Origin of the sequence: Rhizobium mesosinicum (assembly GCF_019511345.1) — a bacterium.
Lineage (GTDB): Bacteria > Pseudomonadota > Alphaproteobacteria > Rhizobiales > Rhizobiaceae > Rhizobium > Rhizobium mesosinicum.
Window position 1 is genome coordinate 438,020 of sequence record NZ_JAEUAK010000001.1, and the last position, 26,273, is coordinate 464,292.

Below are 26,273 nucleotides of genomic sequence, written 5' to 3' on the forward strand. Positions count from 1 at the left end.
CCTCCCATCGGTTCCGGTCCGCTACTTGCTGCAAAGGAGCACAGTCATGGCCATTCGCACCGTCGTATGGGGTGAGAACATCCACGAGACAACCAATGAGATCGTCCGGGGCATATACCCTGAAGGCATGCACACGACCATCGCCAAGGCACTGAACACCGATCCGGCAATTTCGGCGACGACCGCGACACTGCAGGAGCCCGAGCACGGCTTGAGCGAGGCCCGGCTTGCCGAAACCGACGTTCTGACCTGGTGGGGCCACAAGGATCATGGCGCGGTCTCCGATGTGGTCGTCGAGCGTGTCGCCAAGCGGGTCTGGGAAGGCATGGGTCTCTTGGTGCTGCATTCCGGCCATTTCTCCAAGATCTTCAAGCGGCTGATGGGTACACCCTGTGCGCTGAAATGGCGCGAGGCGGGTGAGCGCGAGCGTTTGTGGACGATCAATCAGCGCCACCCGATCGCCGCTGGCATCGGTGAGCATTTCGAGCTTGAAAACGAGGAAATGTACGGCGAGCAGTTCTCGGTGCCGGAACCCTTGGAAACGGTGTTCATCTCCTGGTTCCAGGGCGGTGAAGTCTTCCGCTCGGGCCTGACTTGGCGGCGTGGCGCCGGTAACATCTTCTACTTCCGCCCGGGTCACGAAACCTATCCGACCTATCACGATGCAAACGTGCAGAAGGTGCTGATCAACGGCGTGAAGTGGGCCTATAACCCGCAAGGCGATCTGAAGAGCATCACCGACGCTCCAAATGTGCCGGTAGAAAAAGCACTGGAGCCGATCGTCGAACGCGGCCCGAGACTGCACCAAGCCGGCGAAGCCGGTTACCGCTGAGGAGAATAGAAATGCGTCTACTCGTTCTTGGTACGGGCATGATGGCCAAGAGCCAAGTTGCCGGCTTCCTCGCGATCGATGGTGTCGAAGTGGTCGGCGCCGTCGATACGGACCGGACCCGGCTCGATGAATTCGCCGATCATTTCAACATCGAAAAACGCTTCGGCACGCTCGACGAGGCGATCGCCTGGGGGAGATTCGATGCTGCCACAAACGTCACGCCCGACCGCGTTCACCACGCGACGAGCCTTGCGCTGATCGCGGCCGGCAAACACGTCTTCTGCGAAAAACCACTAGCAGAAAACTATGCACACGCCCTGGAAATGACGGAAGCCGCCGAGGTGGCCGGCGTCATCAACATGGTCAACCTCACCTATCGCAATGTCGCGCCGCTGCAGCGCGCCCGTGAGATGGTGCTGTCAGGCGAACTCGGCACGATCAAGCACGTGGAAGCCTCCTACCTGCAGAGCTGGCTGGTGTCGCGCGCCTGGGGCGACTGGCGCACGGAGTCGCGCTGGCTATGGCGCTTGTCCACCGGCCATGGATCGAACGGCGTGCTTGGGGACGTTGGTATCCATATCCTCGATTTTGCCGCCTATGGCGCCGCGACCGACATCGATCACGTCTTTGCGCGGCTCAAAACCTTCAACAAGGCGCCGGGAGGCCAGATCGGCGAATACATGCTCGATGCCAATGACAGCTTCACCATGTCGGTCGATTTCGCCAATGGTGCGCTCGGCGTAATCCATGCGACACGCTGGGCGACCGGTCACCTGAACGAGCTGAAGCTGCGCATCTATGGCGAAAAAGGCAGCCTTGAAGTCATCCACCGTCCCAATGGTTCAGATCTCCGGGGTTGCTTCGGCGAAGATATCGAAAGCGCCACCTGGCGTGATATCGATGTGCTGCCGGTTCTGACCAATTATCAACGCTTTGCCGAAGCGGTCAGGACCGGCAAGCAGGATGATCCTACCTTCCGCCATGCTGCCAATCTGCAGAAGGTCATCGACCTCGCGATCGTGTCGGAGAAAGAACGTCGGGAGTTCAATCTGCTGGCCGCTGACACCCCGGAGAGCACGGTCGGCGGCCAGGAGCCGGAAAGCAAGGGCGACGAGCAGGGACCCGCATTGGCACTCGTCGTATGACGGGTTCGTAAAATATCGAAGGCCCGAATGATTGGGCCTTCTTCGAACCGACAGAACTCGCTCTGCTTATTGCACGACCGGCAGCTAGGCTGCCTTCCCAGCCGCACTGACGCCCCGATATGCGATGAGATCCTCGATGGTGATCAAATGGAGGCCATGCCGTTCGGCAAACTGCTCAAGCTCGGGCAGACGCGCCATTGTACCATCATCATTGGCCACCTCGCAGATGACGCCAGATGGTGACAGGCCGGCAAGCCTTGCGAGATCGACAGCCGCCTCGGTGTGGCCGGGGCGAGAAAGCACCCCGTTCGGATGCGCCCGCAACGGGAAGATATGGCCGGGCCGCGCAAAATCCTCGGGGCGGGAATTCTCGTCGATGAGCGCGCGAACCGTCGCGGCGCGGTCAGCGGCTGAAATACCGGTTGTCGTTTCCGGGATATAGTCAACCGAGACAGTGAACGCGGTCTTCAGGAGCTCGGTATTGTTGGGGACCATCTGCGGGATCTGCAGTTCGTCCAACCGCTCACCTTCCATGGCCACACAGATGAGGCCACGGGCATAATTCATCATGAAGGCGATTGCCTGCGGGGTGATCGCTTCGGAAGCGATAACGAGGTCGCCCTCGTTTTCCCGATCGCGATCGTCGACGACGACCACGATCTCGCCCCGTGCAACCGCGGCGATCGCATCTTCGATTTTGGAAATAGCCATTTCTCTGCCTTTCAAGGGTTAGCCGCGTAAGCGGCATTCATGGCCTGTCAAAAGCCACCATTTTCCCTTGGGCGAACAAGCATATGAAACGCCGCGTGCCGAGCGGCGTCCTCTGCGTTGCTCTCTTCCATCCGGACTGTAACCGTCGGCTCCGGCATCTCACCGGATCTGCTGACCCTTCGCTTCCACGAAGGCGCTCGCGGGCTCCGAGTTGCCTCGATACCGCCGGTGGGGAATTGCACCCCGCCCTGAGAACATTGCTTATGTAAATGACGAATGGCTTGTTCTGCAAGAGGTTGGGTACAGATCACCTCGCGCGAATTGCCTTCCGGTGATGAAAGCACCGTTTCCTATTGTCGAACGGCGCTACGACATGATCAGTCCGCCGTCGACATTGATGGTTTGGCCGGTGATATAGGCCGCGTCATCGCTTGCAAGAAAGGTGACAAGGCCGGCGACGTCTTCGCCCGATCCGGCGCGCTTCATCGGGATGCCCTCGACCCATTCTTTCATGAGTTCGCCGGGTGCGTAGTTGCCGAGCAGCTTGCCCCATGCCTGGTCGTTATAGGCCCACATGTCGGTTTCGATTATGCCCGGGCAGAATGCGTTGACGGTGATACCATCGGTCGCGACCTCCTTCGCAAGGCTCTGGGTGATGCCGACGACGCCCATCTTCGAGGCGGCATAATGCGGCGTATAGATGAAGCCGTCGCGTGCCTGGCCGGAGGCGGTGTTGATGATGCGGCCGCCGCGACCATGTTTGCGCATGCGAGCGATCGCTTCCTGGGCACAGAGGAACACGCCCTTGGTATTGACCGCCATGACCTTGTCCCACTCGCCCTCGGTCATGTCCTCGATGCGGGCAATGGTGATGACACCGGCATTCTGGATGGAGACGTCGACAGCGCCGAAGGCCTCCTCAGCGGCGTCATACAGAGCTTTGACGCTTGCCTTGTCGGTGACGTCGCCCACAAAGGAGATCGCCTTTCCGCCATCAGCCTTGATCTGCTCGGCAACACCGTGCACGCTCTCCTCATTGGCGGAGACCACGAGATTGGCGCCCTCGCGCGCGAAACGTTTGGCAATCGCCGCACCGATGCCTCGGCTTGCGCCGGTAATGACCACGGTCTTGTTTTCAAAGCGTTGCATTCTCTTTATCCTTTAACTGGAGCGCGGGTGAGCGCCGTTTTGCATACCGGCGACACTTGCTTCCTCACGGAGACTTCAAACGGCTGCAGAAATGATCCCGGCGAATTCCGATGCCTTCAGCGAAGCGCCGCCGACAAGTGCCCCATCCACATTGCGAAGCCCGAAAATCACCGCGGCATTGGATGCCTTGACCGAGCCGCCATAGAGTATCTTGACCAAATGGCCGTCATCGCCCAGTCGCTCTTTCAGCATCTGCCGGATCGCGGCATGGACCTCCTCGATCTGCTCGCTGGTCGGCACCAGTCCGGTTCCGATCGCCCAGACGGGTTCATAGGCTATGACAAGATGTCGACTGGTAGCACCCTCAGGGACGGATCCACGCAGTTGTTCGCCGACCACTTCGAGTGCCCGGGCTTCGTCGCGCTCATGGCGTGTCTCACCGACGCACACGATCGAGATCAAGCCTGCCCGATGCGCGGCAAGCGCCTTCCCCATCACAATCTCGTCGTCCTCGCCGTTGAGGACACGGCGTTCGGAATGTCCGAGGATGACATAGCGAACGCCGAGATCGGCAAGCATCTCGGCAGAAATTTCGCCCGTATGGGCACCCGACGACTGCGCGTGGCAATCCTGCGCGCCGATGACCAGGTTCGAACCCTTTACCGCCTCCACTGCGCGATCGATCAGCGTGAAGGGCGGGCAGACGACGATATCGCACGTCGCCCCGCCCGTTAGTCCCTTCAGCGCCTCGATCTCAGCTTGGGAGGAGATGAGACCGTTCATTTTCCAGTTGCCTGCGATCAACCTGCGCATCGCATCACCAGCAGCAGAAGCCGCCGTCGACGAGCAGATCGACGCCCGTCACGAAGCTCGCGGCATTCGACAGCAGGAAGACCGCGGGACCGACCATCTCATCGACACTGGCCATGCGCTGCATCGGCGTCTGTTCTTCGAAGAGCTTGGTCTGATGCACCATTTCCGGTCGGGTGTTCATCGGCGTTGCGGTATAGCCCGGCGAAATCGTGTTGACGCGGATGCCGCGCCCGACCCACTCCATGGCGAACGACTTCGACATATGGATCACGCCGGCTTTGGAAGCGTTGTAATGCGCCTGACTAAGGCCCCGGTTGACGATGACGCCGGACATGGAAGCGATGTTGACGATGGAGCCGCGGCCGTGCTTCAGCATGGCGCGCGCCTCGGCCTGGCAGGACAGAAAGATGCCCTTCAGGTTGATATCCATCAGCGTCTGGTACTGATCCTCTTCCATTTCCTCGGCGGGATTGGCATTGGCAATACCGGCGGCATTGACGGCAAGCGAGAGGGCGCCAAGATCGGCCTCTGTTCGGGCGACGGCATCTGCCAGAGACCCTTTGCTGGTCACATCAGCGGCGATTTCGATCGAGCGGCGGCCGGCGGCCCGGATATGGCTGGCGGTATTGGCAAGGCCGTCATCGCTACGGCGATCGAGCAGTGCCACATCGGCGCCGCACTGGGCGAGACCGATGGCGATCCTTTGCCCGATGCCGCTGCCGGCACCCGTCACGATGGCGACCTGGCCGCTGAGATCAAATAGTTTCGGTGCGTTCAGAGAGATGTCGGACACCGCTCTTCCTTTCTGTCTTTGCCTAGATTGTCGCCAGTTCCATGACAGAGACGTCGTTGGCCTCGTCACGCTTCAAAATGCCTGCCTGCTTGCCCTGCGCCAGCACGAGAATACGGTTCGATATGCCGAGAACCTCCTCGAGATCGGAGCTCACGACGATGACTGCGACACCCTGCTTGGCGAGGTTGACGATGATGTCGTAAATGCCGGCGCGGGCTCCGACATCGATGCCGCGCGTCGGCTCGTCCAGCACAACGACCTTGGGATCACGCATCAGCCATTTGGCGATGACGACCTTCTGTTGGTTGCCGCCCGAGAGATCGGAAGCAAACTGTTCAGCACGTCCCTTCACGCCGAATTTCGCCACGGCCTTTTCGGCGAAAACGCGTTTCACGCCCGAGGTGAGCCAGCGCCCGCCAAGCTTGTCGAGATTGGCGTAGATGATGTTTTCGCTGATCTTATGTGCAACGACGAGGCCTTGGTCCTTGCGGTCCTCGGGAACCATCACGATGCCCCTGGCGATCGCATCCGCAGGACTGCGGAGCTTGAGTGCCTCGCCTTCCAGCCTGATCGAACCGGCGCTGACTGGATCGGCGCCGGAAATCGCCCGCACGAGTTCGGTGCGCCCGGCGCCGACAAGGCCGGCAATGCCGAGGATCTCGCCGGCGTGAACGTCGAAGCTCACATCGCGGAAGGAATCGTCCGGCGACGTGAGGCCGGACACCTCAAGCACGGGCCTGCTGGTCGGCTCTGGAAGGGTCGGGAACATGCGATCGAGCGAGCGGCCGACCATGCTTTCGACGATCGTGCGCACCGGCGTCGCGCTGTCGGCAAATTCGTGGACGCGCTCTCCGTCGCGAAGCACGACGATACGGTCGGTGATCTTCTTGATCTCTTCCATACGGTGGGAGATGTAGATTATGCCAACACCCTCGGAGCGAAGCTTGCGGACCTGCTCGAACAAGGCCTCCGTCTCTGCCCCGCCAAGGGCTGCGGTCGGCTCGTCGAGGATCAGGAGCTTTGCATTGAGTGCCAGCGCCTTGGCGATTTCGATGAGTTGCTGGTTGGCGGTCGAAAGACCAGCAACCTTTCGGGTCGCGGGGATGTGCAGGTTCAGCCGCGCGAGCTGCTCCTGGGCGCGGCGGATCATCTGGGTGCGGTCGACCACGCCATTCTTCATCGGCCATCGTCCGATGAAGACATTTTCGGCGATGGAAAGATGCGGCAGAAGCTGCAATTCCTGATGGATCAGCACGACGCCCTTGTCGATCGCCTCGCGTGGAGCGGCCGGGGCATAAGGCTGCCCCAGCCATGTCATCGAGCCCTCGGAAGGTGTACGCGATCCGGCAATGATGCCTGACAGCGTCGACTTGCCGGCGCCGTTTTCACCGAGCAGCGCCACCACCTCGCCGGAATAGACGTCCAGGTCCACGTTTTTCAGAACCTGGAGCGGCCCATAGCGCTTGGATATGCCCCTCAGGGAAAGAACCGGCTCGCTCACAGCACACCTCCTCGAAATTTCGGCTGATTACGGATGGTTGGCGATGAAGCCTGCCACGTTTTCCTTGGTCGTCAGCGTGGCGTCCATCAGTTGGACCGGCGGCACCTTTTCCTTGGCAGCCAGCTTGACCGCGTTCTCCACCGCATCGCGACCCATCTTCTGCGTCTGCTGTGTCGCGGTCACGTCGAACACACCCTTGCTGAGAGCCTCGAGTGCAGCGGTGTCGCCATCAAAACCACCGACCACGATCTTTTGCGATGGATTGGCGACCTTGATCGCTTGGGCCGCACCGAGCGCCAGTCCATCTGCCTGGGCGAAGACGATCGAGACATCCGAGTTCGACTGGAGCATGTTCTGCATGATCTGGAAGCCCTCGTCCTGGCTCCACATGTTGGAATATTGCTCGGCGACGACGCTCACGTCCGGATAGGCCTTCAAAGATTCCAGGCACCCCTTGGTACGGTCCAGTTCAGGTGTGGTGCCCTTCTGGCCATGGATGATGACCATCTTGCCCTTGCCGCCGGCCTCCTTAAGGATGTAGTCGCAAACCGCCTTGGCGGAGGCGACGGAATCGGTCGCCAGGAAGGTATCGCCCGGAGCGCCTTCGGCGTTGCGGTCGACGTTGACGACTGGAATGCCGGCCTGCTTTGCGAGCTTGACCGGCACACTGGCTGCAGCAGCGCCCGCTGGGATGTAGATCAGTGCGTCGATATCCTGGGTCAGCAGGTCCTGGATCTGGTTGACCTGGGTCGGGCCATCGCCCTTGGCGTCTACGGTGACGACCTCGATGCCGCGCTTCTTGGCTTCAGCTTCGACGGACTGCTTGATCTGGTTGAAGAAGTTTGCCTGCAAATTGGCGACGGCAAGGCCGAGCTTCTTGACTTCGGCCGCCTGGGCGGATCCGAGGCTGAGGCCAAGCAGGGCGGCAGACGCGAGCAGAGTGCGCGCAAATTTCATGTCAGTTCCTCCGTTGTTAGTGAACCCTCGGGTATCCTCCCCCTCAGGCAATAGCTCCGCTCCAAAACCCTTCGGAGAGGAATTTCTGGCGGCCCGCATCGTCTGCAGGCCGTATGATCAGGTAGCCCGCCGCTTACGGATCGTTTCCGCACCGACAGCGAGAACGATGACGACACCGATGATGACCTGCTGCAGGAAGGGCGAGACGTTGAGCAGATTGAGGCCGTTGCGAAGCACGCCGATGATCAGGACGCCGATCAGTGTGCCGCCAATGCCGCCCGCACCGCCCGACAGCGACGTTCCGCCGATGACGACAGCCGCGATCGTGTCCAGTTCGTAACCGAAACCGCTGGACGGCTGAACCGAGTCCAGACGGGCAGCAAGAACGATGCCGGCAAGACCTGCGAGCACGGCACTCGCCATGTAGACAAGAATAGTCACAAGCTGGACGTTGATGCCGGCAAGACGAGCAACTTCGGGATTGCCGCCCACCGCATAGAGCATGCGGCCCTCTGCGCGGAAGTGCAGGAAAATCCAGGCAGCGGCGACGACAGTCAGCATCAGGAAGACGGTTGCGGTCAGGATGCCGAAATGGCGGTCAATGGCCAGCATCATGAACCAGTCGGGGAAGCCGACGATCTGCTGGCCATCGGTGATCATGTTCGCCACGCCGCGAGCAGCCGACATCATCGCAAGCGTCGCGATAAAGGCGGGCACCCTGAACCAGGTGACCATGATGCCGACGATCAGACCGCTGATCATCGAGGCAATGAGGGCCACCACAATCCCGACGCCGAGCGGCAGGCCGGCGACATTAGCCGTCCAGCCCATCACCATCATCGCAAGCGCCAGAACCGAACCGACCGAAAGGTCGATGCCGCCGATCAGGATCACGAAGGTCATGCCAACAGCCATGATCCCGAGCACGGTGATCTGGTCGAGAATGTTCAGACCATTGCGGACGGAGAGAAATGCATCGGTGCTGAAGGTCAGGAACAGGCAGAGCAAAAGCAGTCCGACAAGCGGCCCGGTTGCTCCCGTGAGTTTACTGACCCACGCACCGGAGGGACGGCTATGCTCATTCACATCGATCGCCACCATCGATCCTCCCTAAAATTTAGGCCGGCGGCCAATATCTCTTCAAGGCAGAATATTTATTCACGGCTGCTGGAAAATTCATTAACGCCTTGCTAAGATGCTGTCAACCAGCTTTTCGCTTGATACAGGAACTTAGTGATCAACTAGGGACTTGACTAAGCTCGCTCTTGTGCAAAAATATAACTAGATGAATATTTATTCACAAGAGGAAACGATGGAGCCTTCCGAACTTGAACGTGTTGCTCGCCAGATACGTCTGCGCGATCTTCAAGCTGTATACGAGGCAGGTGCTGGCCACATCGGTGGCGAGATGTCGGTGATCGATCTCCTCACCGCGCTGTACTTCCGCGTGCTGCGTGTCTGGCCAGATCAGCCCAAGCACCCCGATCGCGACAGGTTCGTGCTTTCGAAGGGCCATACGGCCTGCGCGCTCTATGTCGCGCTCGCCAAGCGCGGCTTCATTCCGGAAGAGGAAATCTCGACCTTCCTGAAGCCGCATTCCCGGCTGAACGGCCACCCGAACTGTAACAAGGTCCCGGGTGTCGAAACAAATACCGGGCCTCTGGGACACGGGCTGCCGGTCGCCGTCGGCATGGCCAAGGCAGCGAAACTCTCGGGCGCGAAGTACCACACCTATGTCATCACCGGCGACGGCGAGATGCAGGAAGGCTCCAACTGGGAGGCCATTATGGCGGCATACCAGTTCCGCCTGGACAACTTGACGCTGATCGTCGACCACAACAGGTTCCAGCAGGGCGCTTCGCTCTCGGATACCAACGATCTCGCACCGCTTCGACCCAAGCTCGAGGCCTTCGGCTGGGAGGTCAGCGAAATCAACGGCAACGACATGCACGCGATCGTGCCAGCTCTCGAGCATCGCTCCGACCGACCCCATTGCATCGTTGCGCATACCAACAAGGGCCATGGCATCTCGTTCATGCAGGATCGAGTCGACTGGCACCACAAGGTTCCGAACAAGGAACAATATGAAACCGCATTGGCAGAACTGTCGGAGGCACTCTGATGAACGCGCCCGTAACCCCACCGAAGCTCTATGACTGCCGCGATGCTTTTGCCGCGACGCTCGAGCGCCTGGCAGCAGAGAATGAAACCATCGTCGCCGTCTGCAACGACTCGGTCGGCTCCTCCAAGCTCGGCGGCTTCAAGTCAAAATTCCCTAATCGCCTCGTCAACGTCGGCATTGCCGAACAGAACATGGTCGGCGTCGGCGCCGGTCTCGCCAATGGTGGGCGCCTGCCCTATGTCTGCGGCGCCTCGCCGTTTCTGACCGGCCGTTCGCTTGAGCAGATCAAGGCCGACATTTCCTACTCAAACGCTAACGTCAAACTCGTCGGTATTTCCTCGGGGATGGCTTACGGCGAACTCGGCCCGACCCACCATTCGATCGAGGACTTCGCGTGGACGCGCGTGCTGCCAAACCTGCCCGTCATCGCCCCCTGTGACCGGATCGAGACCGCCGCCGCTGTCGAATGGGCCGCAAGCTACAATGGTCCCTGCTTCCTGCGCCTGTCGCGCGTCGGCGTTCCGGATCTGCTGCCCGAAGGCCACAAGTTCGAAGTCGGCAAGGCGAACCTGCTGCGTGAAGGCTCAGATGTCACCCTGATTGCCAACGGCACGCTGACCCACCGCATGATAAAGACCGCCGAAATCCTGGCCGGGCGCGGCATCAAAGCGCGCGTGCTCAACATGGCGACTGTTCGTCCGATCGACGAGGCCGCTATCATTGCGGCGGCCAACGAGACCGGTGCGATCGTGACGGCGGAGGAGCATTCGATCTTCGGCGGCCTCGGTTCCGCCGTCGCCGAAGTAGTCGTCGACAACGCGCCCGTGCCGATGAAGCGCCTTGGCGTTCCCGGTATCTATGCGCCGACGGGTTCGGCCGAATTCCTCCTCGACGAATTCGGCATGGCACCGGCGGCGATCGCCGATGCGGCACAGGCGCTGATCAAGCGCAAATAATCTGATAGCGGTCTATTGAGCCGGGGCGCGCATCCGCCCCGGCCATTCGTTTGAGGAGAAGATGATGCGGGCTATTCTGGCGATCGACCAGGGCACTACCAATTCCAAGGCAGTTCTGGTTTCCGAAACCGGAGAGGTGCTTGCCAGAGGCTCGGCAGCCGTCGGCATCTCCTATCCGCAACCGGGCTGGGTCGAGCAGGATCCGCGCCGCATATTTGCCTCGGTCTGCGAAGCGATCGAGGCCTGTCTGAAGAAAATTTCCGACGTCACTGTTGAGGCGGTGGCGGTATCCAACCAACGTGAATCCGTCGCGGTCTGGGATGCCGAGACAGGCGAAGCGCTGGGTCCGGTACTGAGCTGGCAGTGCCGCCGCACTGCGCCGGATTGCGAGCGCCTGATCGCCGAAGGTCATCTCTACCGCGTGGAAGCGCTGACTGGTCTTCCCCTCGACCCGATGTTTCCCGGATCGAAATTCCGCTGGCTGCTCGATCGCGTCCCAGCCGGACGCCGCGTGCGTCTCGGCACGATCGACAGTTGGCTGATCCATTGCCTGACAGGTGGCAGCCGCCACGTCTGCGATGCCTCCAATGCCGCCCGCAGCCAGTTGTTCGACCTCAATAGGCAGGCCTGGAGCGAGGAACTCGGCCAGATTTTCGGCGTCGATATCGCCTTGTTGCCCGAGGTACTCGACAGTTCTGCCGATTTCGGCACGACGCGCAGCCTTCCCGGCATCCCCGACGGCACGCCGGTCCGCTCCGCCATAGGCGACAGCCATGCGGCGCTTTTCGGTCATGGTGCCTTCAAGCCCGGCGATGGCAAGGTGACGTTCGGAACCGGCTCCTCCGTCATGACGACATTGCCGCGCTTCATCGCGCCGCAAAACGGAATCACCACAACGGTTGCCTGGCGGATCGCCGGCGTGCCGACCTTCGCCTTCGAAGGCAACATCCTCGTTTCGGCCGCAAGTCTTCCGTGGATGGCCGGCATTCTGGGCCTTCCCGATGTGGCCGCCCTCGTCGACCTTGCGGCGACAGCCGAGCCGGGCGGACCGGGATTTGTACCGGCCTTCGTCGGCCTCGGCGCCCCCTACTGGAACTCCGACGCCCGTGCGCTCTTTGCTCAGATCAACTTTTCTACGACCCGCGCCCAAATGGCCCGCTCAGTGACGGATTCGATCGCCTGCCAAGTACACGACGTGATCGCCGCAATGCGCGCCCAGAGCGGCGGCAAACTCGGCGCTCTCTATGTCGACGGCGGCCCGAGCCAGAACCGCTTCCTGATGCAATGCGTGTCGAACCTGATCGAGCATGCGGTCATCCAGTGCGAGGCGCCGGAGGCGTCCGCTCTGGGCGCCGCCTATCTCGCCGGGCTTTCGCTCGGCCTGTGGAAGGATCTCGACGCGATCGAGGCGCTGCCGAGAAGCACCACAGTGATCCGCCCTGAAAAGATCGATCGCGCTGGCCTTCTCAATACATGGAATGATGCGCTGGCCCGCTCGACGTCGCGACCGACACCGGTTAAATGTGAATAAAAATTCAAGCCGGTATCGCCCATGTCCCGCCTCAACGAACTCCGCCTGATCTCCAGGGTTGCCCAGATGTACCACATCGAAGGGCGGCGGCAGGCGGAGATCGCAGAGCACCTGCGTCTTTCCCAGGCGACGGTCTCGCGAATGCTGAAGAGGGCCGAGGCCGAGGACATCGTTCGCACCAGCGTCATCCCGCCGGCCGGCACCTACAGTGAACTCGAAGGAGCGCTGCGACAGAAGTTTCAACTTCCGGAAGCGATCGTCGTCGAGTGCAGCGAGGATCGGGACGGCGCCATCATGGCCCGCATCGGTGAAGCGGCGGCTCATCTTCTGGAGATAACACTCGCGCCTGGTGAGATCATCGGGGTGTCCAGCTGGAGCCAGACCATCTTCAAGATGGTCGAAAACATCCATCCGCAGAAAAGCGCTCAGGTTAAATACGTCGTCCAGACTCTCGGCGGCATGGGCGACCCCTCCGTGCAGACACATGCCACTCAGCTCACCACACGTCTTGCTCGCCTCACCGGAGCCGAACCCAAATTGCTTCCCGTACAGGGCGTGACGACATCGAGGGAAGCCAAGCTCCTGATGCAGTCAGATCCCTTCGTTCGCGAAACCATGGATCTCTTCGGCAGTATCACGCTCGCCATCGTTGGCATCGGCGCGGTGGAGCCGTCCGAATTGCTTGCCCGCTCGGGCAACATCTTTTCGTCGCGGGAACTCGCCGATCTCGCCGAGGCCGGTGCCGTCGGTGACATATCTCTGCGTTTCTTCGACAAGGACGGCAAACCGGTGAAGACGCCGCTGGATGACCGTGTCATTGGCCTTCCGCTCGAGGACCTTGCGCGCGTGGATCGGGTCATCGCTCTGGCTGGCGGCGCGAAGAAGACGGCGGCGATCTCGGGCGCCCTTCGCGTTGGCGTCATCGATATGCTGGTAACCGACAAGTTTACCGCTCAACGATTGATCGACGCTTAGACTCCAGGTCAGGCTGCAGCGCGACCAATTCGCATCCCTGTCGCTCATTTTAGGCGCTGTGTAGTTATAGCATGCCGCGGGTCGACCAATTCGGCGGGTCGCGAAGTTGCGTTGCCAGACTGGCGAGGTTGTCCGGAGCGACGGTCTGAACAGCCTTTGCCGCGCGGCCTTTCGCCGACTTAATCTATCTTAATCGATCTTTGCCCATCTTTGACCGCACAGCATATTCAATCCGATAGACCCCCGTGCATGAAGAACGGGATTGTGAACATAGCGGTGAAACTGGCCTATCCGGAAATCGAGCACCTCCTCGGAGCCGGTCCAAAAGTCGATCCGAACGGAAAGACATGCACGGAAGGTGATGCAGCCGTAGGCCCGGTTAATCACCCTTCTTTCCTATTGCTTGTCCTTGTCCTCGGGGTGGCGATTGCTTGGCCGGAAAGGCCGGCGTTTTCGCAACAGGCCGATGGCGCAGCGCTCACCGTTACGACGGCAAAGCCTATAGAACGACAATGGTCGGAAACAGTGCCGGCCAGCGGCTGGCTCAAGCCTTGGCATGAGGCTATCAGTGCTGCGGAAGTCAGCGGCCTGCGCATAACGGATGTGCTTGTCGATGTGGGATCGGTCGTCGAGAAGGGCCAGCCCCTCGTGCGGTTTTCTGACGAAACCGTGCGCGCTGAGATGCGCAAGGAGGAAGCGGCTGTGGCGACTGCAAAGGCCGACCTGGCCAAAGCGGAAACCAATGCCGAGCGCGCGCGCTGGATGCAGGGAAGCGGTGTCCTTTCGGACGAAAAGATCAACGAATACCTGATCGCCGAACAGACGGCGGCGGCTGGCGCCAATTCGGCCGAGGCTTCGCTGGAAAGTCAGAGAATTAAGCTTTCCCAAACGACCATCGTCGCCGTCGACGACGGATTGATCACCTCGCGCTCCGCCCAACTCGGAGCCGTTGTCGCATCCGGCACCGAGCTGTTTCGCCTTGTGCGCCAACAGCGCGTCGAGTGGCAGGCCGAGGTTTCGGCGCGTTACCGCTCCTTCATGAAGGAAGGGCTGGCAGCGACAATTTCTAATCCAGGCAGCCAGCAAATCAAAGGAACGGTTCGGCTTGTCGCGCCAACGGTCAGCACCGATACAGGTCGGGCGCTCGTCTACGTTTCGCTGCCGCCCGAGGCGCATGCGCCCATCGGCCTTTACGCAACGGGGCAAATCGAACTCGGAAGCAAACCTGCTTTGACCGTGCCGGACACTGCGCTGGTTGCGCGCGATGGCATCAACTACGTCTTCACATTGGATGGAGAAGCGCGCGCGAGGCGCATCCGCGTCGAAACCGGTCGCCGCAATGTCGGCGAAGTGGAGATCCTTTCCGGGCTCGATCGCTCAGCCCAGGTCGTGACGACGGGTGGCGCCTTCCTGTCGGATGGAGCGCTCGTACGCGTGGAAGGAGCCGCACGATGAACTTCTCCGCCTGGTCGATCCGAAACCCGGTCCCCGCCGTCCTTCTGTTCGTCCTGCTGACCGCAACCGGCCTGATCGCCTTCGACCGGCTGTCGGTGCAGAATTTTCCAGACATGGATCTTCCGACCATTCAGATCAACGCCACGCTCGAGGGCGCTGCCCCGGCTCAACTTGAGACTGATGTCGCCCGCAAGATCGAGGATAAACTCGCCTCGCTGAGCCTTCTCGACCACATCGCGACGACGATCACGGACGGGACTGTCGCGATCAATGTGTCGTTTCAGCTCGGCAAGAACAGTGAGGAAGCACTGAACGAAGTGCGCAACGCGGTCGATAGCGCAGGCAGGGAGCTTCCGTCAGCCATGCAGGCGCCGAATGTGACGAGGGACACGGTCCAGGGGTCGACACTCGCCACCTACGCTGTGAGGTCCACAAGGCTCGACCAGGCCGAACTTTCCTGGTTTGTCGACAATGCCATGACGAAGGCGCTGCTTGCCGTTGCCGGCGTCGGAAGTGTCAACCGCGTCGGCGGCATCGACCGTGAGATCCATGTCGACCTCGACCCGCAGCTCATGAGCGCCCTCAATATTGGCGCGGCGACCATCTCTTCGCGCCTGAAATCCATGCAGTCCGACGCGTCGGGCGGGCGGGCAGAGATCGGGAACGCCAAACAAGCAGTCAGGACGCTTGGAGCCGTTTCCTCGATCGAGGAGTTGAAGAAGGTAGCCGTTCCGCTTCCGAACGGAACGCTTGCGCGGCTCGACGAAATCGGCACGGTCACGGACAGCTTTGCCGACCGTTCTTCGATTGCCTATCTCGACGGTGAACCAGTAATCGCTGTTCAGATCAAACGCTCGAATGGCTTTTCGGATACGGCCGTCGCAGCGTCGATCGAGAGGGCGATGAAGGACTTCGCCAAGGCCAATCCCGATGTCGAGATCGTCGAAGCCTACAGTACGGTGGCCCCGATCGTCGAAAATTATGACGGGTCGATGCATATGCTCTTCGAAGGTGCCATCCTCGCGGTTGTCGTGGTCTGGTTGTTCCTGCGCGACTGGCGCGCGACTTTCCTGTCCGCAGTGGCACTGCCTCTGTCCGTCATCCCGACCTTTCTCATCATGTATCTGGCCGATTTCAGCCTCAACACCGTCACGTTGCTCGCGCTTTCGCTTGTTGTGAGTATTCTCGTCGATGATGCGATCGTGGAGATCGAGAACATCGCCCGCCACCTGCAGATGGGTAAGCCGCCAAGGCAGGCGGCACTCGAGGCGGCCGACGAGATCGGCCTTGCAGTCATTGCCACGACACTGACGCTCGTGGCGGTCTTCCTGCCAACGGCTTTCATGAACGGTATTCCAGGTCTGATCTTCCGACAGTTCGGGATTACCGCAGCCGTTGCCGTTCTCGCCTCGCTGCTGGTTGCGCGCCTTTTGACGCCAATGATGGCCGCCTCCATGATGAAGAGATACCTCGCCGAAACCAAGGATGGGCGGATCATGCGCGCCTATATCGGCGTTATCAAAATGTGCCTGCGGCACCGCATACCGACGGTGATCGGCGTCCTGCTTTTTCTCGGCCTCTCTCTGGCGACGATTCCCCTGCTCAGTTCGGGCTTTCTGCCACCGTCGGAGGAAGCACAGACGCAAGTCACCATCACGTTGCAACCTGGCACCACCATCGAGCAGACGGACATGACCGCGCGGCGCGCCGCCGATATCGTCTCCCGCCTGCAGGACGTGACACGCGTCTTCACCGCCGTCGGAAGCGTCTCGTCGAGCGATCTTCTGGATTCCGCCACGACAATCAATACGGCGACTGCCTCGCTTGTCGTCAACTTGAAGAAAATCGACGAACGGAAGCGCAGTCAGCTGGACATCGAAAACGATATTCGACGGGCGCTCGACGTCCTGCCCGGTGCGCGGATCGAGATTGGCACAGGCGGCAATGGCACAAGGCTGGATATTACACTTGCCAGCGACGATCCCGGCGCCCTCGACAAGGCGGCCAACGCGCTGGAGGAACAGTTGCGGACCCTGCCGGGCATCGGCGCCGTGACGTCCAGTGCCTCGCTGCAAACCCCGGAAATCCAAATCATACCGGATCTCGATCGCGCTGCAGCTCTCGGGGTGACCACAGAATCGATTTCCGAGACGGTTAGAGTGGCAACCAGCGGCGACTATTCCCCGACTCTTGCCAAACTCAACCTGCCGCAACGCCAACTCGCCATCAGAGTGCGCTTTGATCCGGCCAATCGAACCACACTCGACCATATCGCCAATTTCCGGGTCGCCGGCAGCAGAGGCAGCGTCGACCTCGGCTCGATTGCCGATATTCGTATCGATGCGAGCCCGTCGGAGATCAGCCGCATCGATCGATTCCGGAACGTCACGATCTCGATCGAGCTCAATGGCCGCATCCTGGGCGACGTCTATCGCGAGGCTCAGGCGACGCCAGCGCTGCGCAATCTTCCCAACAATGTCAGGCTTGTCGAGCAGGGCGAGCTGCAACGCAGCTCCGAACTCTTCGAAAGTTTCGGCCTTGCCATGGCAGTCGGCGTGTTCTGCATCTACGCCGTTCTGGTCCTTCTCTTCCATGACTTCCTCCAGCCTTTGACGATCCTGGCAGCACTTCCGTTGTCGCTCGGCGGCGCCCTGCTTCCGCTCGTGCTGACCGGTACCAGTTTCTCCATGCCGGTTGTCATCGGTCTCCTGATGCTGATGGGGGTGGTGACAAAGAACTCCATCCTGCTGGTCGAATACGCAATCATGTCACGACGTGCGGGCCTCCAACGCTTCGACGCGCTTGTCGATGCCTGCCACAAGCGCGCCCGTCCAATCGTCATGACGACGATTGCGATGGCATGCGGCATGCTCCCCGTAGCGCTCAGCCTCAGTGGCGGCGACGCGAGCTTTCGCCAGCCGATGGCCATCGTCGTCATCGGCGGTCTGTTGACCTCGACTATCCTCAGTCTCGTGGTCATTCCCGTTATCTTCACCTTCGTCGATGATTTCCTCCATGTCCTCACGCGGATTGCAGGTGCAAAGCAAGGCCGGGATTTGCCGGCATGCGGCGAGTAGAAGGTATCGGCTCTATCCGAGCCGCTGTTGCGAAGAGACGCACCGAAGCTCGTACATAAGACCATGCAGGTGAGACGCCGTCTCACGGATGCGGCAAATCAGCATCGCCCCTTCTGATAGACTGTCGAGGAATGCCCAATCCGGCACCTGAGGTGCTGCCGACGCATGGACAAGGAAACATCCGGCATCAGCTTCACGGCAAAAACCGCCGACATCCAAGATGTCGGCGGTAACGGATCATTGCGAATTAAAACAGGATCTGCATGGCACATCAAGCGGCCGATGCATCAGTAGCCGGCCATCTTTGTTACGGCGACCATTGGCCGACGACCGTCGGTCGTTTGTCCGTCCAGGACGGAGGCAGGCCAATTTGCGAGCCCGCGAAGTCCTTCAGGCCGGGCGACCGGCCGAACCGCTCGCAAGCCGGATATTTTGGTCTTCCGCCGAGGCCGGACTTGATTTTCTGGGCAGAAGGGATTTTCGGCAGCCCCTTATAGGGCGTCTTGCCAGTGACGAGCATTTTTGAGAAGTCGCTTCCGAAACTCGACGCGAGTGAGTAGGCGTCGCCGATCTGGGAAACACGTGCACTCGTGGTGATAGCGTTGGCGCCCTTGGCCCAGACCATGGCGCCCACCTGCCTGCCGTCCCTTGTCGTCGCTTCAGCTTCGACCGCCAGGCCTCCGAGGCCTATTGGCAGTCGGGGAACCGGGACGGGAATGACGAACGATGCTCCGAGCGACGTCGCGGTCGACAGGCCGGCAGCCGTGGCGCTGGTCGCCACGATACGGGTGACGGTTGCGTGAACGACGACATCGGCGTTCTCCCTCTGGTCGACGACCTGGAAACGATCGCTGACGCCAACGCAGAGGGCGCGGCTGATCACATTGGCAACAAGGGCCTGGTCGGAAGGCTTCTTGATCGAAAGCGCAGCGGTCGGCGAAACCGTGGTTGGTTCGATATATATCGTCTTGTTCGCCACGAGATCGCCTGGATCGACTTTGAATTTCGCCTTTGTGAATTTGCCGTTGTTCGATGTGAGGCCGTCATAGGATGTTAGCGTGTTGGCCTGTTCGAGCGGCACCGCAGCGCAACTCGTGACAGCCGTTGACAACAGGCAGGCAAACAGGCCCGGCGCGATCCGCCCCCATTGGGGTCGAATGCCCGCCGGACGAATTCCGGAATGCGTCATTTGGTTCTCCTGTGGTTGATAAGGAAGGGAGGGACGGCACGGTTATTGCGTCGCTTGGGCGGACTGCGCGGCGGCGAGATCCGTAAAGATAGGCTTGTCCTTCCACAGACTGCCGCTCGCCATTTTCGCGTATCCGAGGTTGTAGACGGCGCGCATGTAGTCGGTATTGAACGGGTCGGTCATCGTGTAGGGAATCTGCGCATCGATAGAGGCGACGCGGAATCGAATACCGTTCTTCTGGGCGTAGACGTAGGTGGCCACCAGCGCACTGCGTGTCTGCGCCTTGATGAGAGCCGTACTCGCCCTCGCCATGACAGCAAGAGTATTGTTCGTCGTCGTCGAGAATTCAGGCATCAATGCGTTGTTGACGATGACATACATGTTGAGCTTGAGATCCTTGGGCCAGGCGTCATTCTGCGGATTGACCATCCATCCCTCCGGGATCGTCAGAACCTGCGACGATGCCCCCCCGTCTGAGTGCATTTCCTCGAACGCCTGTCCGCCGGCGGTGGCCTTGATCAGCACGGCCGGGAATATGCCGGGTATGCTGGCCGAGGCGATGATGACGTCCCGGAACAGCTTCAGCGCGTCGGGCCGGCCGCTGTTGGCGATGGCCCCCATGTTCCAGATGACCGCTCTTTGGGAATCGAGATTGGTGGTCAGGACAAAAAGGCGCCGTCCCCTACGGTACTCGCTTGCAATTTTTGCCAAAATGTCCGGCGTCAGATGGCGTTCGACCATCCGGCGAAGCGGCGCCTCTTTTAGCAGGCTCGGCCCAAGCAGGCCCTTCGGCAGGAAATCGGCATCGACCAGCGTCTTGGCGACGCCGCTCGTGTAGAGGTCGACGAGGGTATCGTCGTAGGTCCGGCCGAGGAAGGCATAGGGGGCAATCAACGCGCCCGTGCTGACGCCGCTGACGACGTCAAATTCCGGCCGTCCCTTGTCCGACCAGGCTTTCAGCGCCCCGACGCTGAAAGCGCCTGCAGCGCCGCCACCGGACAACACCAGGTAATTGGCATCCTTGCGCCTTGGGATCGTCAACCACGCAGAGCTGTCGAAGCGTGTCGAGTCCGCATAGATGCGGATGTCGCCGAATCCTTCGATATTGGCATTTGCCGCAGCCTTCGGTGTGTAGGCAACTCGGTCCGGCGCCATACAGCCGGCCAGAAGAGCCAGCGTGAAGATGGCTATCAGTCGAATCACGTTTGTAGCCCTGTCCTTCATTCGGCCTTGGCCAGCAGTGCGGCAAGACTGCCGCCGGCCGCGTCGACACGTCCTTTAGGATCGCGTCTGTTGGCATTAATCTGGATTCGCGATTGCCTTGGGTTTCATTATGTTAAGATACGCTGCATCGTCGGCGGCCGACCCGAAAGCGAAGTCATCGTCGAACACTGATATGTCAAAGGCGGCAGATTCTGAATCAATTGAGCCCGCGCTCGCGCATAGGTTCACGCGCACGGGCCTCACCGACTGCTCATCGAGAACCGGTCAAAAGATGTTGCAATCGTAGAATGACGAAGGACGGTATGGGGCCTTGCGGGATCCCACGGCTGGTGGATAGCGCCTGAGCGGCGTGTCTTGATCGTCCTGACGCTACACGAGCCCGTGTGGCACGGATCGATTTCGGCGTAAGCTTGCGACACCGTCCTTGATTTTCTATCCGAGACGGTGAAGACCCTTCTGCCACGGCTCGGAATTGCCCATGAAAGGTGGTTTCAGCGCAGATAGGTATCCGCCGATATGTTCGCCGCCCATTGGCTTGCTAAACAAATAACCTTGGAGTGTGGAACAGCCCATTTCCAGCAAGCACATTGCCTGTCGATGGGTTTCTACACCTTCTGCGGTGACTTTCATTTTAAGTTTCCGCGCCAGATTGAGCACCAGTTCAACGATTGCCAGGCTCGATTCATCCTCAAGCATGGTGTCGATAAAGCTTTTGTCGATCTTGATGATATCGACAGGCAAGCTCCGTAAATGAGTCAGTGACGCATAGCCCGTCCCAAAGTCATCGAGCGCAACAGCCAGGCCTTTTTTCCGCAAACGCTGGAGCGTTGTTGCAACGGTATCTTCCAAACCCTGCAGGAATACTGTTTCCGTCACTTCAAGCACCAGCTTGTCGAAGGGAATGCCTCTCGACGTAAACGCGGCAACAATCCGGCTTTCCAGATCACCTCTCATGAAATCGGAGGCACAGACATTCAGTCCGACCCGCCCGAAATCCAGCCCACGGTCCATCCAGGTGCGGATATCGGTCGCGACACGCTCGAGCATGCGCGTGGTGATGTGATGGGACACGCTTGAGTCCGTAAACGCCTCGTGAAACTGCGCAGCCGGCAGGATTGAGCCATCCGGGCGCTGCATTCTCGCAAGCGCCTCAAATGCCCACACTTGACCGTCAGCGCAGCGAACGAGTGGCTGATAGTGCGGCACCATCCGATGCTCATTGAGTGCCAGTTCCACCTCCCGAACGACCTGAATGCGATGGGCTATCGTCGAACGCAGGCTGGGCTTATATTGGACGTAGCTGCCGCGCCGTGTTTCCTTGGCGTGGTAAAGGGCAAAGTCGGCGTTTTGCGAAAGCGTCGCCGCATCCATTTCACATTCAGAAATCGCGCCGCCTAAGGTTATCATCGGATTTATCGTCGACCCGCCGACTTCCAGGGGGCGGCCGATATATTCGATCAGATGTCGCGCGAGTGACCGCATGCGCCCCGCGCTTGCGGGTCCCTCAAGAATAACGCAGAACTCGTCACCGCCGAGACGAAACACCTTTCCACGCCGTCCGAGGCGCTCGTCCAGACGTGACGCCACGCCTTTCAGCAACAGGTCACCTGTTGCGTGGCCAAGAATATCATTTACCTGCTTGAGACGATCGACATCGATCAGCAACAAACCGATGGATTGAACGTCCGCCGCTGCAAGCCTCTGCATATGCGCATTGTAGGCGGCGCGGTTTGCTAGTCCGGTTAACGGATCGGCGTTTGCTGCTTGGAGCAGACGTTGCTCGTAGCGCACTTTTTCCGAAACATCCTGAACAATGCCGAACAGACGTCTTGGCTCGCCTTGCAGATGCTCGATATCACTGACGACGCGAATCCATCGTTCCTGTCCTTCCGGCGTGATGATGCGATACTCCTTGTCAATGCCGGTTCCGGAGCCATTCAGGATGTCGCGGATCCTGCCCCGGACACTTTCACGTTCTTCGGGAGCGTAACAGGCAATCACCTCCTCCGAGGTCATGTGTTTGCCGATCGGCAGCCCAACCGTGCGGTATATTTGATCCGACCAGATGATCGCACCGGTATTAAGGTCCATCTCAAAGCCTCCGACCTTGGCAGAGCGCTCGGTCTGTTCAAACCGAGCCTGCTTGAGCTGGAGTTCACGTTGCTGCTCTTTCAGCAAGCTTTGCTGACGATGTTCCCGGATAAGCGCTACCACGACGCTCGCCAAACTATAGAGCTGTTCGATGTCGCGATCGCCGAAACGGCGGATCTTCGTGTCAAGGACACAAAAACTGCCGTAACAAGTCTTCCCTTCCGAAAGTGGAACCCCTGCATAAAACTGGACGGAAGAACTTGTGACGAACGTGTTTGCGTAAAAACGGGAGTCTTTGCTGGCATCTTCAACGACGAGCGGTGCCCCTGTTTCCACGACGTGGCCGCAAAAGGAATGCTCACGTGGCGCCTCTTTCAAAGGGAAGCCTTGCCGAGCCTTGAACCATTGCCGATGCTCATCGACGAACGAAATCAAAGCCATTGGCATATCGAACATGCTGCAGGCCAGGCGTACGATAGCGTCGAACTCCGTCGTCGGCGGCGTATCGAGAATGCTGGCCTCGTAAAGAAGGTTCAACCTCTCGTCTTCGGTAAGTGACATGCGACCTTACTCCTCGCAGTGCCGAGTGAGTGAGACCCTTCATGGATCATAGAAGCGGACGAACTTGCCGCCGACGGGGAAAACGACGATATCTCATGGCCGAATATCGCACAGCGACATTCACAGGCGGCATGTCACGAGTCTCTCGTTCCTATCCAATTCCTGAGATGATTTAGAATTCATCCCAATCAGACGTCAGCGCGACAGCAGCCGACCCGCGTTGGACGGATGCGGCGGGCGAGCTACGAACCACTTTGAAAGAAGTGGATGTGGCAGCGTGGCGATCCCCCTGCGTGAGCGTGGACCCGGATTTCGGTCCGTCCTCGAAGCGGAATTGCTCAAGAAGCGCGAAGAGAGCTGCGGCCTCTCGTGCGAGGCCATGGCTTGCAGCAGTCTGCTCCTCGACCATCGCGGCATTTTGCTGTGTACCCTGATCGACGGTATTAACGGCCTGGTTGATCTCGCCCAGCGCGGTCGATTGCTCGCGCGCCGCCTCTACGATCGCCGTGACGTTGGTATTGATTTCGTGGACCTGACCGGCGATTTCCTGGAGCGCGGATCCGGCATTCGTCACGAGAGCGACCCCGTTTGCGACATAAGAACCGGACGCTGTAATCAAGCTCTTTATCTCCTTCGCAGCCTTTGCCGACCGCTGCGCCAGCTCACGGACCTCTTGGGCAACGACGGCAAACCCCTTGCCGGCCTCCCCAGCCCGTGCCGCCTCGACCCCGGCATTGAGCGCTAAAAGATTCGTCTGGAAGGCAATCTCATCGATGACGCCGATGATATTGGAAATTTCACTTGAGGAAGTTTCGATCTGGTCCATGGCAGCTATCGCGTCACGCACGACCTGGCCGGAGTGCTGCGCATGGTCTCTGGTTCGCGCCACGAGTTTGCCGGCTTCCTCGGCACGGCGGCTCGAATCCTTTACCGTCGTCGTGATTTCCTCAAGCGCCGCAGCGGTCTGTTCGACAGATGCGGCCTGCTGTTCCGTGCGCTTTGCGAGATCGTCGGCAGCCGTGCGGATTTCGTTGGAGCCAGCCGAAATCGCCTTGGCATTTTCGGCCACCATTGCCATCGCGCCCTTCAGCTTCTCAGACGCGCTATTAAAGTCGACCCGGAGCCTCTCCAGCGAAGGAATGAAAGGTTTCTGAATCGTCTGCGACAGGTCGCCATCGGCAAAACTGGTCAGGCAACGGGCAAGTTGTTCGACATTTTCGACACGCGCCGTGACGTCGGTCGCGAATTTCACGACCTTGAAAACTCTGCCGCTCAAATCGAAAATCGGGTTATAGGAGGCTTGGATAAAAACCTTCCGTCCGCCCTTACCGACCCGCGTGAATTCATCAGCGACCAGTTGGCCGCTCGACAGCTTCCGCCAGAATTCCTTGTAAGCGTCCGACCTTGCGTAGTCTGCTTCGCAAAACATCGAATGATGTTTGCCCTGGATCTCCGCGAGCGAATACCCGAGAGCGCTGAGGAAATTGTCGTTCGCAGTTAAAACTTCGCCGGCAGGCGTGAATTCAATGATCGCCTGAGCGCGGGACAATGCGTCGATCTTACCCGCATCCTCGGCCGACTTCAGCTTCTGCACGGTGATATCGGTTGCAATCTTGACGACTTTGACCGGTTTTCCGCGCCGGAACACGGGATTGTAGGACGCTTCGATCCAAACCTCGCGTCCGCCCTTGCCGATCCGCTTGTATTGCTGCTGATCGAATTTCCCGGCTGACAGCTTCGTCCAGAAAGCTTTGTATTCCGCCGAAGATGCATAGGATGGATCGACAAATATGCTATGATGTTTTCCAACAATCTCCCCGAGCTCGTAGCCGAGCGCCCTGCAAAAGTTTTCGTTCGCAGTGAGAATCTTGCCCGACAAGTCAAACTCGATCATGGCTTGCGAATTCGATAGAGCGGCAAGAACCGCGACAGCATTTCCACCACGACCAAGAATACTCATGCGAAATCCCCCAGATTTCCCCGCTGCAATCCAGCTATACCGCTAATATTCGCCTATGATCATTAACGCAGATTTAATTGTAAGGTTGATGGTCCGCTCGTGAGGCCGGAATTGTTTGCAGCTGAACATACAGTCAGAACTGCTGTTTAACCCCGGACTTTGACGGTGCATATTTCTTTAGAATGAAAGGAGGCGCTGTGGTTCAGGTTCCACACGTTCAGCGCCACGGCGACGGAGGCAATCCGTCGAGCGATGCACTACAGTCAAGACAGTCAGAAGTCGCCGGCCAGGCGGCACGGATTACGCAGTGACATAGCGGGACAGATTTGGCGAAGGTCGCAAAGTGCTCGGACCGATAGACGACCTTCGCGCGCCGTATCGCGAGCGCTTTTTCCTGACGCTTCATCAGCCTGCGCGGTCTTAATCCTGGTGCGCGCTGACGATACTGGATAGCCAGTTGCGGGCTAGCCTTGAACCCTGCTGACTTCGGGCGTGAATATATAGCCGCCCAGGCGTACGGTCTTGATGAAGGTGGGATCCTTGTAATCGGGCTCGATTTTTTGCCGCACGCGACTGACATGCACATCGATGCTGCGTTCGACCGGGCCGGCAGAACCGGCATGAGTGCGGGCCAGGATCTCCTGGCGGTTCATGACCTGCCGCGGATTCTGGCAAAATACCAGCAGGACGTCGAATTCCGCCGTCGTCAGCGACACGTGCACGCCATCGCTATCGGTCAATTCACGCGTGACCGGATCGATCCGCCAGCCGGCGAAGGTCATTGCTTCCAGGATCGGCTTGACCTGCATTGCATAAGAAGACCGGCGCAGAAGTGCTCTTATCCTGGCCAGGAGCTCTCTGGAATTGAAGGGTTTCGTCACGTAGTCGTCAGCGCCCAGCTCCAGCCCGATGACTCTGTCGACTTCCTTGGTCAACGCTGTCAGCATCAGGATCGGCACCGTATTGGACGACCTGATCCGCCGACAAATGCTGAAGCCGTCCTCGCCGGGCAGCATGCCGTCCAGGATGATGAGCTGAAACTCCTTCTTTTTCAGGGCACGATCCATTTCGACCGCCGATCCGACCGCTTCGGCGCCATAACCCGCCTCTTTCATGAGGTCGATCAGCATGCCGGCAATATCGCGATCGTCCTCGACGATGAGGATTCGAGTTGTTGCCTGCGAAGGAGCGTTGAATGCGATGTTATTCATGATCAGAGCCCGAACTTAAA

The 26,273-nt window shown here is 59.6% G+C and carries 21 protein-coding genes and 1 riboswitch; of the genes, 9 read left to right on the top strand and 12 right to left on the bottom strand.

What is annotated here, in order from left to right:
• Positions 1 to 46 precede the first annotated feature (46 nt).
• Both JNB85_RS02055 and JNB85_RS02060 read left to right on the top strand, forming a co-directional pair.
• Entirely contained in the window at positions 47 to 832 is a 786-nt protein-coding gene (locus JNB85_RS02055; protein WP_220332727.1) for a ThuA domain-containing protein, read from the top strand.
• A gap of 11 nt (positions 833 to 843) precedes the next feature.
• On the top strand, positions 844 to 1,977 hold the full coding sequence (locus tag JNB85_RS02060) for a Gfo/Idh/MocA family protein (RefSeq protein WP_220332728.1): 1,134 nt from the start codon (positions 844 to 846) through the stop codon (positions 1,975 to 1,977).
• A gap of 84 nt (positions 1,978 to 2,061) precedes the next feature.
• On the opposite strand, the gene ribB is transcribed toward JNB85_RS02060, so the two are convergent.
• The 7 genes from ribB to JNB85_RS02095 all read right to left on the bottom strand — a co-directional run bounded on the left by ribB (position 2,062) and on the right by JNB85_RS02095 (position 9,002).
• The gene (gene ribB, locus JNB85_RS02065; protein ID WP_220332729.1) at positions 2,062 to 2,688 is read right to left on the bottom strand and encodes a 3,4-dihydroxy-2-butanone-4-phosphate synthase; all 627 of its coding nucleotides are present in this window, start codon (positions 2,686 to 2,688) and stop codon (positions 2,062 to 2,064) included.
• Between the two features lie 115 nt (positions 2,689 to 2,803).
• A riboswitch (FMN riboswitch) is annotated at positions 2,804 to 2,948 on the bottom strand.
• A gap of 106 nt (positions 2,949 to 3,054) precedes the next feature.
• Positions 3,055 to 3,837: a glucose 1-dehydrogenase gene (locus JNB85_RS02070; protein ID WP_112971686.1), complete on the bottom strand. Its 783-nt coding sequence runs from the start codon at positions 3,835 to 3,837 to the stop codon at positions 3,055 to 3,057.
• A 75-nt stretch (positions 3,838 to 3,912) separates the two neighbouring features.
• A complete protein-coding gene (tpiA, locus tag JNB85_RS02075; protein ID WP_220332730.1) occupies positions 3,913 to 4,650 on the bottom strand; it encodes a triose-phosphate isomerase in 738 nt (245 codons plus the stop codon).
• A gap of 4 nt (positions 4,651 to 4,654) precedes the next feature.
• On the bottom strand, positions 4,655 to 5,443 hold the full coding sequence (locus tag JNB85_RS02080; RefSeq protein ID WP_220332731.1) for an SDR family oxidoreductase: 789 nt from the start codon (positions 5,441 to 5,443) through the stop codon (positions 4,655 to 4,657).
• Positions 5,444 to 5,465: 22 nt separating this feature from the next.
• Positions 5,466 to 6,944 carry a sugar ABC transporter ATP-binding protein gene (locus JNB85_RS02085; protein WP_220332732.1) on the bottom strand — a complete coding sequence of 493 codons (1,479 nt, stop codon included), beginning with the start codon at positions 6,942 to 6,944 and terminating at the stop codon, positions 5,466 to 5,468.
• Positions 6,945 to 6,971: 27 nt separating this feature from the next.
• Positions 6,972 to 7,901, bottom strand: coding sequence for a sugar ABC transporter substrate-binding protein (locus JNB85_RS02090; RefSeq protein WP_220332733.1), 930 nt, complete (start codon positions 7,899 to 7,901; stop codon positions 6,972 to 6,974).
• A 117-nt stretch (positions 7,902 to 8,018) separates the two neighbouring features.
• Positions 8,019 to 9,002 carry an ABC transporter permease gene (locus JNB85_RS02095; protein WP_220332734.1) on the bottom strand — a complete coding sequence of 328 codons (984 nt, stop codon included), beginning with the start codon at positions 9,000 to 9,002 and terminating at the stop codon, positions 8,019 to 8,021.
• A gap of 211 nt (positions 9,003 to 9,213) precedes the next feature.
• Here JNB85_RS02095 and JNB85_RS02100 point away from each other — a divergent pair, with 211 nt between their 5' ends.
• The 7 genes from JNB85_RS02100 to JNB85_RS30900 all read left to right on the top strand — a co-directional run bounded on the left by JNB85_RS02100 (position 9,214) and on the right by JNB85_RS30900 (position 18,311).
• A complete protein-coding gene (locus tag JNB85_RS02100; RefSeq protein ID WP_220332735.1) occupies positions 9,214 to 10,023 on the top strand; it encodes a transketolase in 810 nt (269 codons plus the stop codon).
• Positions 10,023 to 10,979, top strand: a complete 957-nt coding sequence (locus JNB85_RS02105) for a transketolase family protein (protein ID WP_220332736.1) — start codon at positions 10,023 to 10,025, stop codon at positions 10,977 to 10,979. Before JNB85_RS02100 ends, JNB85_RS02105 begins: the two co-directional genes overlap by 1 nt.
• Positions 10,980 to 11,043: 64 nt before the next feature.
• Positions 11,044 to 12,510 carry an FGGY-family carbohydrate kinase gene (locus JNB85_RS02110; protein WP_220332737.1) on the top strand — a complete coding sequence of 489 codons (1,467 nt, stop codon included), beginning with the start codon at positions 11,044 to 11,046 and terminating at the stop codon, positions 12,508 to 12,510.
• A gap of 21 nt (positions 12,511 to 12,531) precedes the next feature.
• On the top strand, positions 12,532 to 13,485 hold the full coding sequence (locus JNB85_RS02115) for a sugar-binding transcriptional regulator (RefSeq protein WP_220332738.1): 954 nt from the start codon (positions 12,532 to 12,534) through the stop codon (positions 13,483 to 13,485).
• A gap of 399 nt (positions 13,486 to 13,884) precedes the next feature.
• Entirely contained in the window at positions 13,885 to 14,940 is a 1,056-nt protein-coding gene (locus tag JNB85_RS02120; RefSeq protein WP_220333089.1) for an efflux RND transporter periplasmic adaptor subunit, read from the top strand.
• Positions 14,937 to 18,017 (top strand): efflux RND transporter permease subunit, encoded by a 3,081-nt coding sequence (locus JNB85_RS02125; protein WP_220332739.1) that lies wholly within the window; start codon positions 14,937 to 14,939, stop codon positions 18,015 to 18,017. The genes JNB85_RS02120 and JNB85_RS02125 overlap by 4 nt, the downstream gene beginning before the upstream one ends.
• 165 nt (positions 18,018 to 18,182) lie before the next feature.
• The gene (locus JNB85_RS30900) at positions 18,183 to 18,311 is read left to right on the top strand and encodes a hypothetical protein (protein ID WP_262928170.1); all 129 of its coding nucleotides are present in this window, start codon (positions 18,183 to 18,185) and stop codon (positions 18,309 to 18,311) included.
• Positions 18,312 to 18,324: 13 nt separating this feature from the next.
• On the opposite strand, the gene JNB85_RS02130 is transcribed toward JNB85_RS30900, so the two are convergent.
• From JNB85_RS02130 to JNB85_RS02150, 5 genes are all read right to left on the bottom strand, one after another.
• Positions 18,325 to 19,206, bottom strand: coding sequence for a DUF3313 domain-containing protein (locus JNB85_RS02130; protein WP_220332740.1), 882 nt, complete (start codon positions 19,204 to 19,206; stop codon positions 18,325 to 18,327).
• Between the two features lie 42 nt (positions 19,207 to 19,248).
• Positions 19,249 to 20,430: a patatin-like phospholipase family protein gene (locus JNB85_RS02135; RefSeq protein WP_220332741.1), complete on the bottom strand. Its 1,182-nt coding sequence runs from the start codon at positions 20,428 to 20,430 to the stop codon at positions 19,249 to 19,251.
• A gap of 432 nt (positions 20,431 to 20,862) precedes the next feature.
• Positions 20,863 to 23,082 carry an EAL domain-containing protein gene (locus tag JNB85_RS02140; RefSeq protein ID WP_220332742.1) on the bottom strand — a complete coding sequence of 740 codons (2,220 nt, stop codon included), beginning with the start codon at positions 23,080 to 23,082 and terminating at the stop codon, positions 20,863 to 20,865.
• Positions 23,083 to 23,254: 172 nt separating this feature from the next.
• On the bottom strand, positions 23,255 to 25,042 hold the full coding sequence (locus tag JNB85_RS02145) for a methyl-accepting chemotaxis protein (RefSeq protein ID WP_220332743.1): 1,788 nt from the start codon (positions 25,040 to 25,042) through the stop codon (positions 23,255 to 23,257).
• Positions 25,043 to 25,506: 464 nt separating this feature from the next.
• On the bottom strand, positions 25,507 to 26,253 hold the full coding sequence (locus JNB85_RS02150) for a response regulator (protein WP_220332744.1): 747 nt from the start codon (positions 26,251 to 26,253) through the stop codon (positions 25,507 to 25,509).
• Between the last annotated feature and the right edge of the window lie 20 nt (positions 26,254 to 26,273).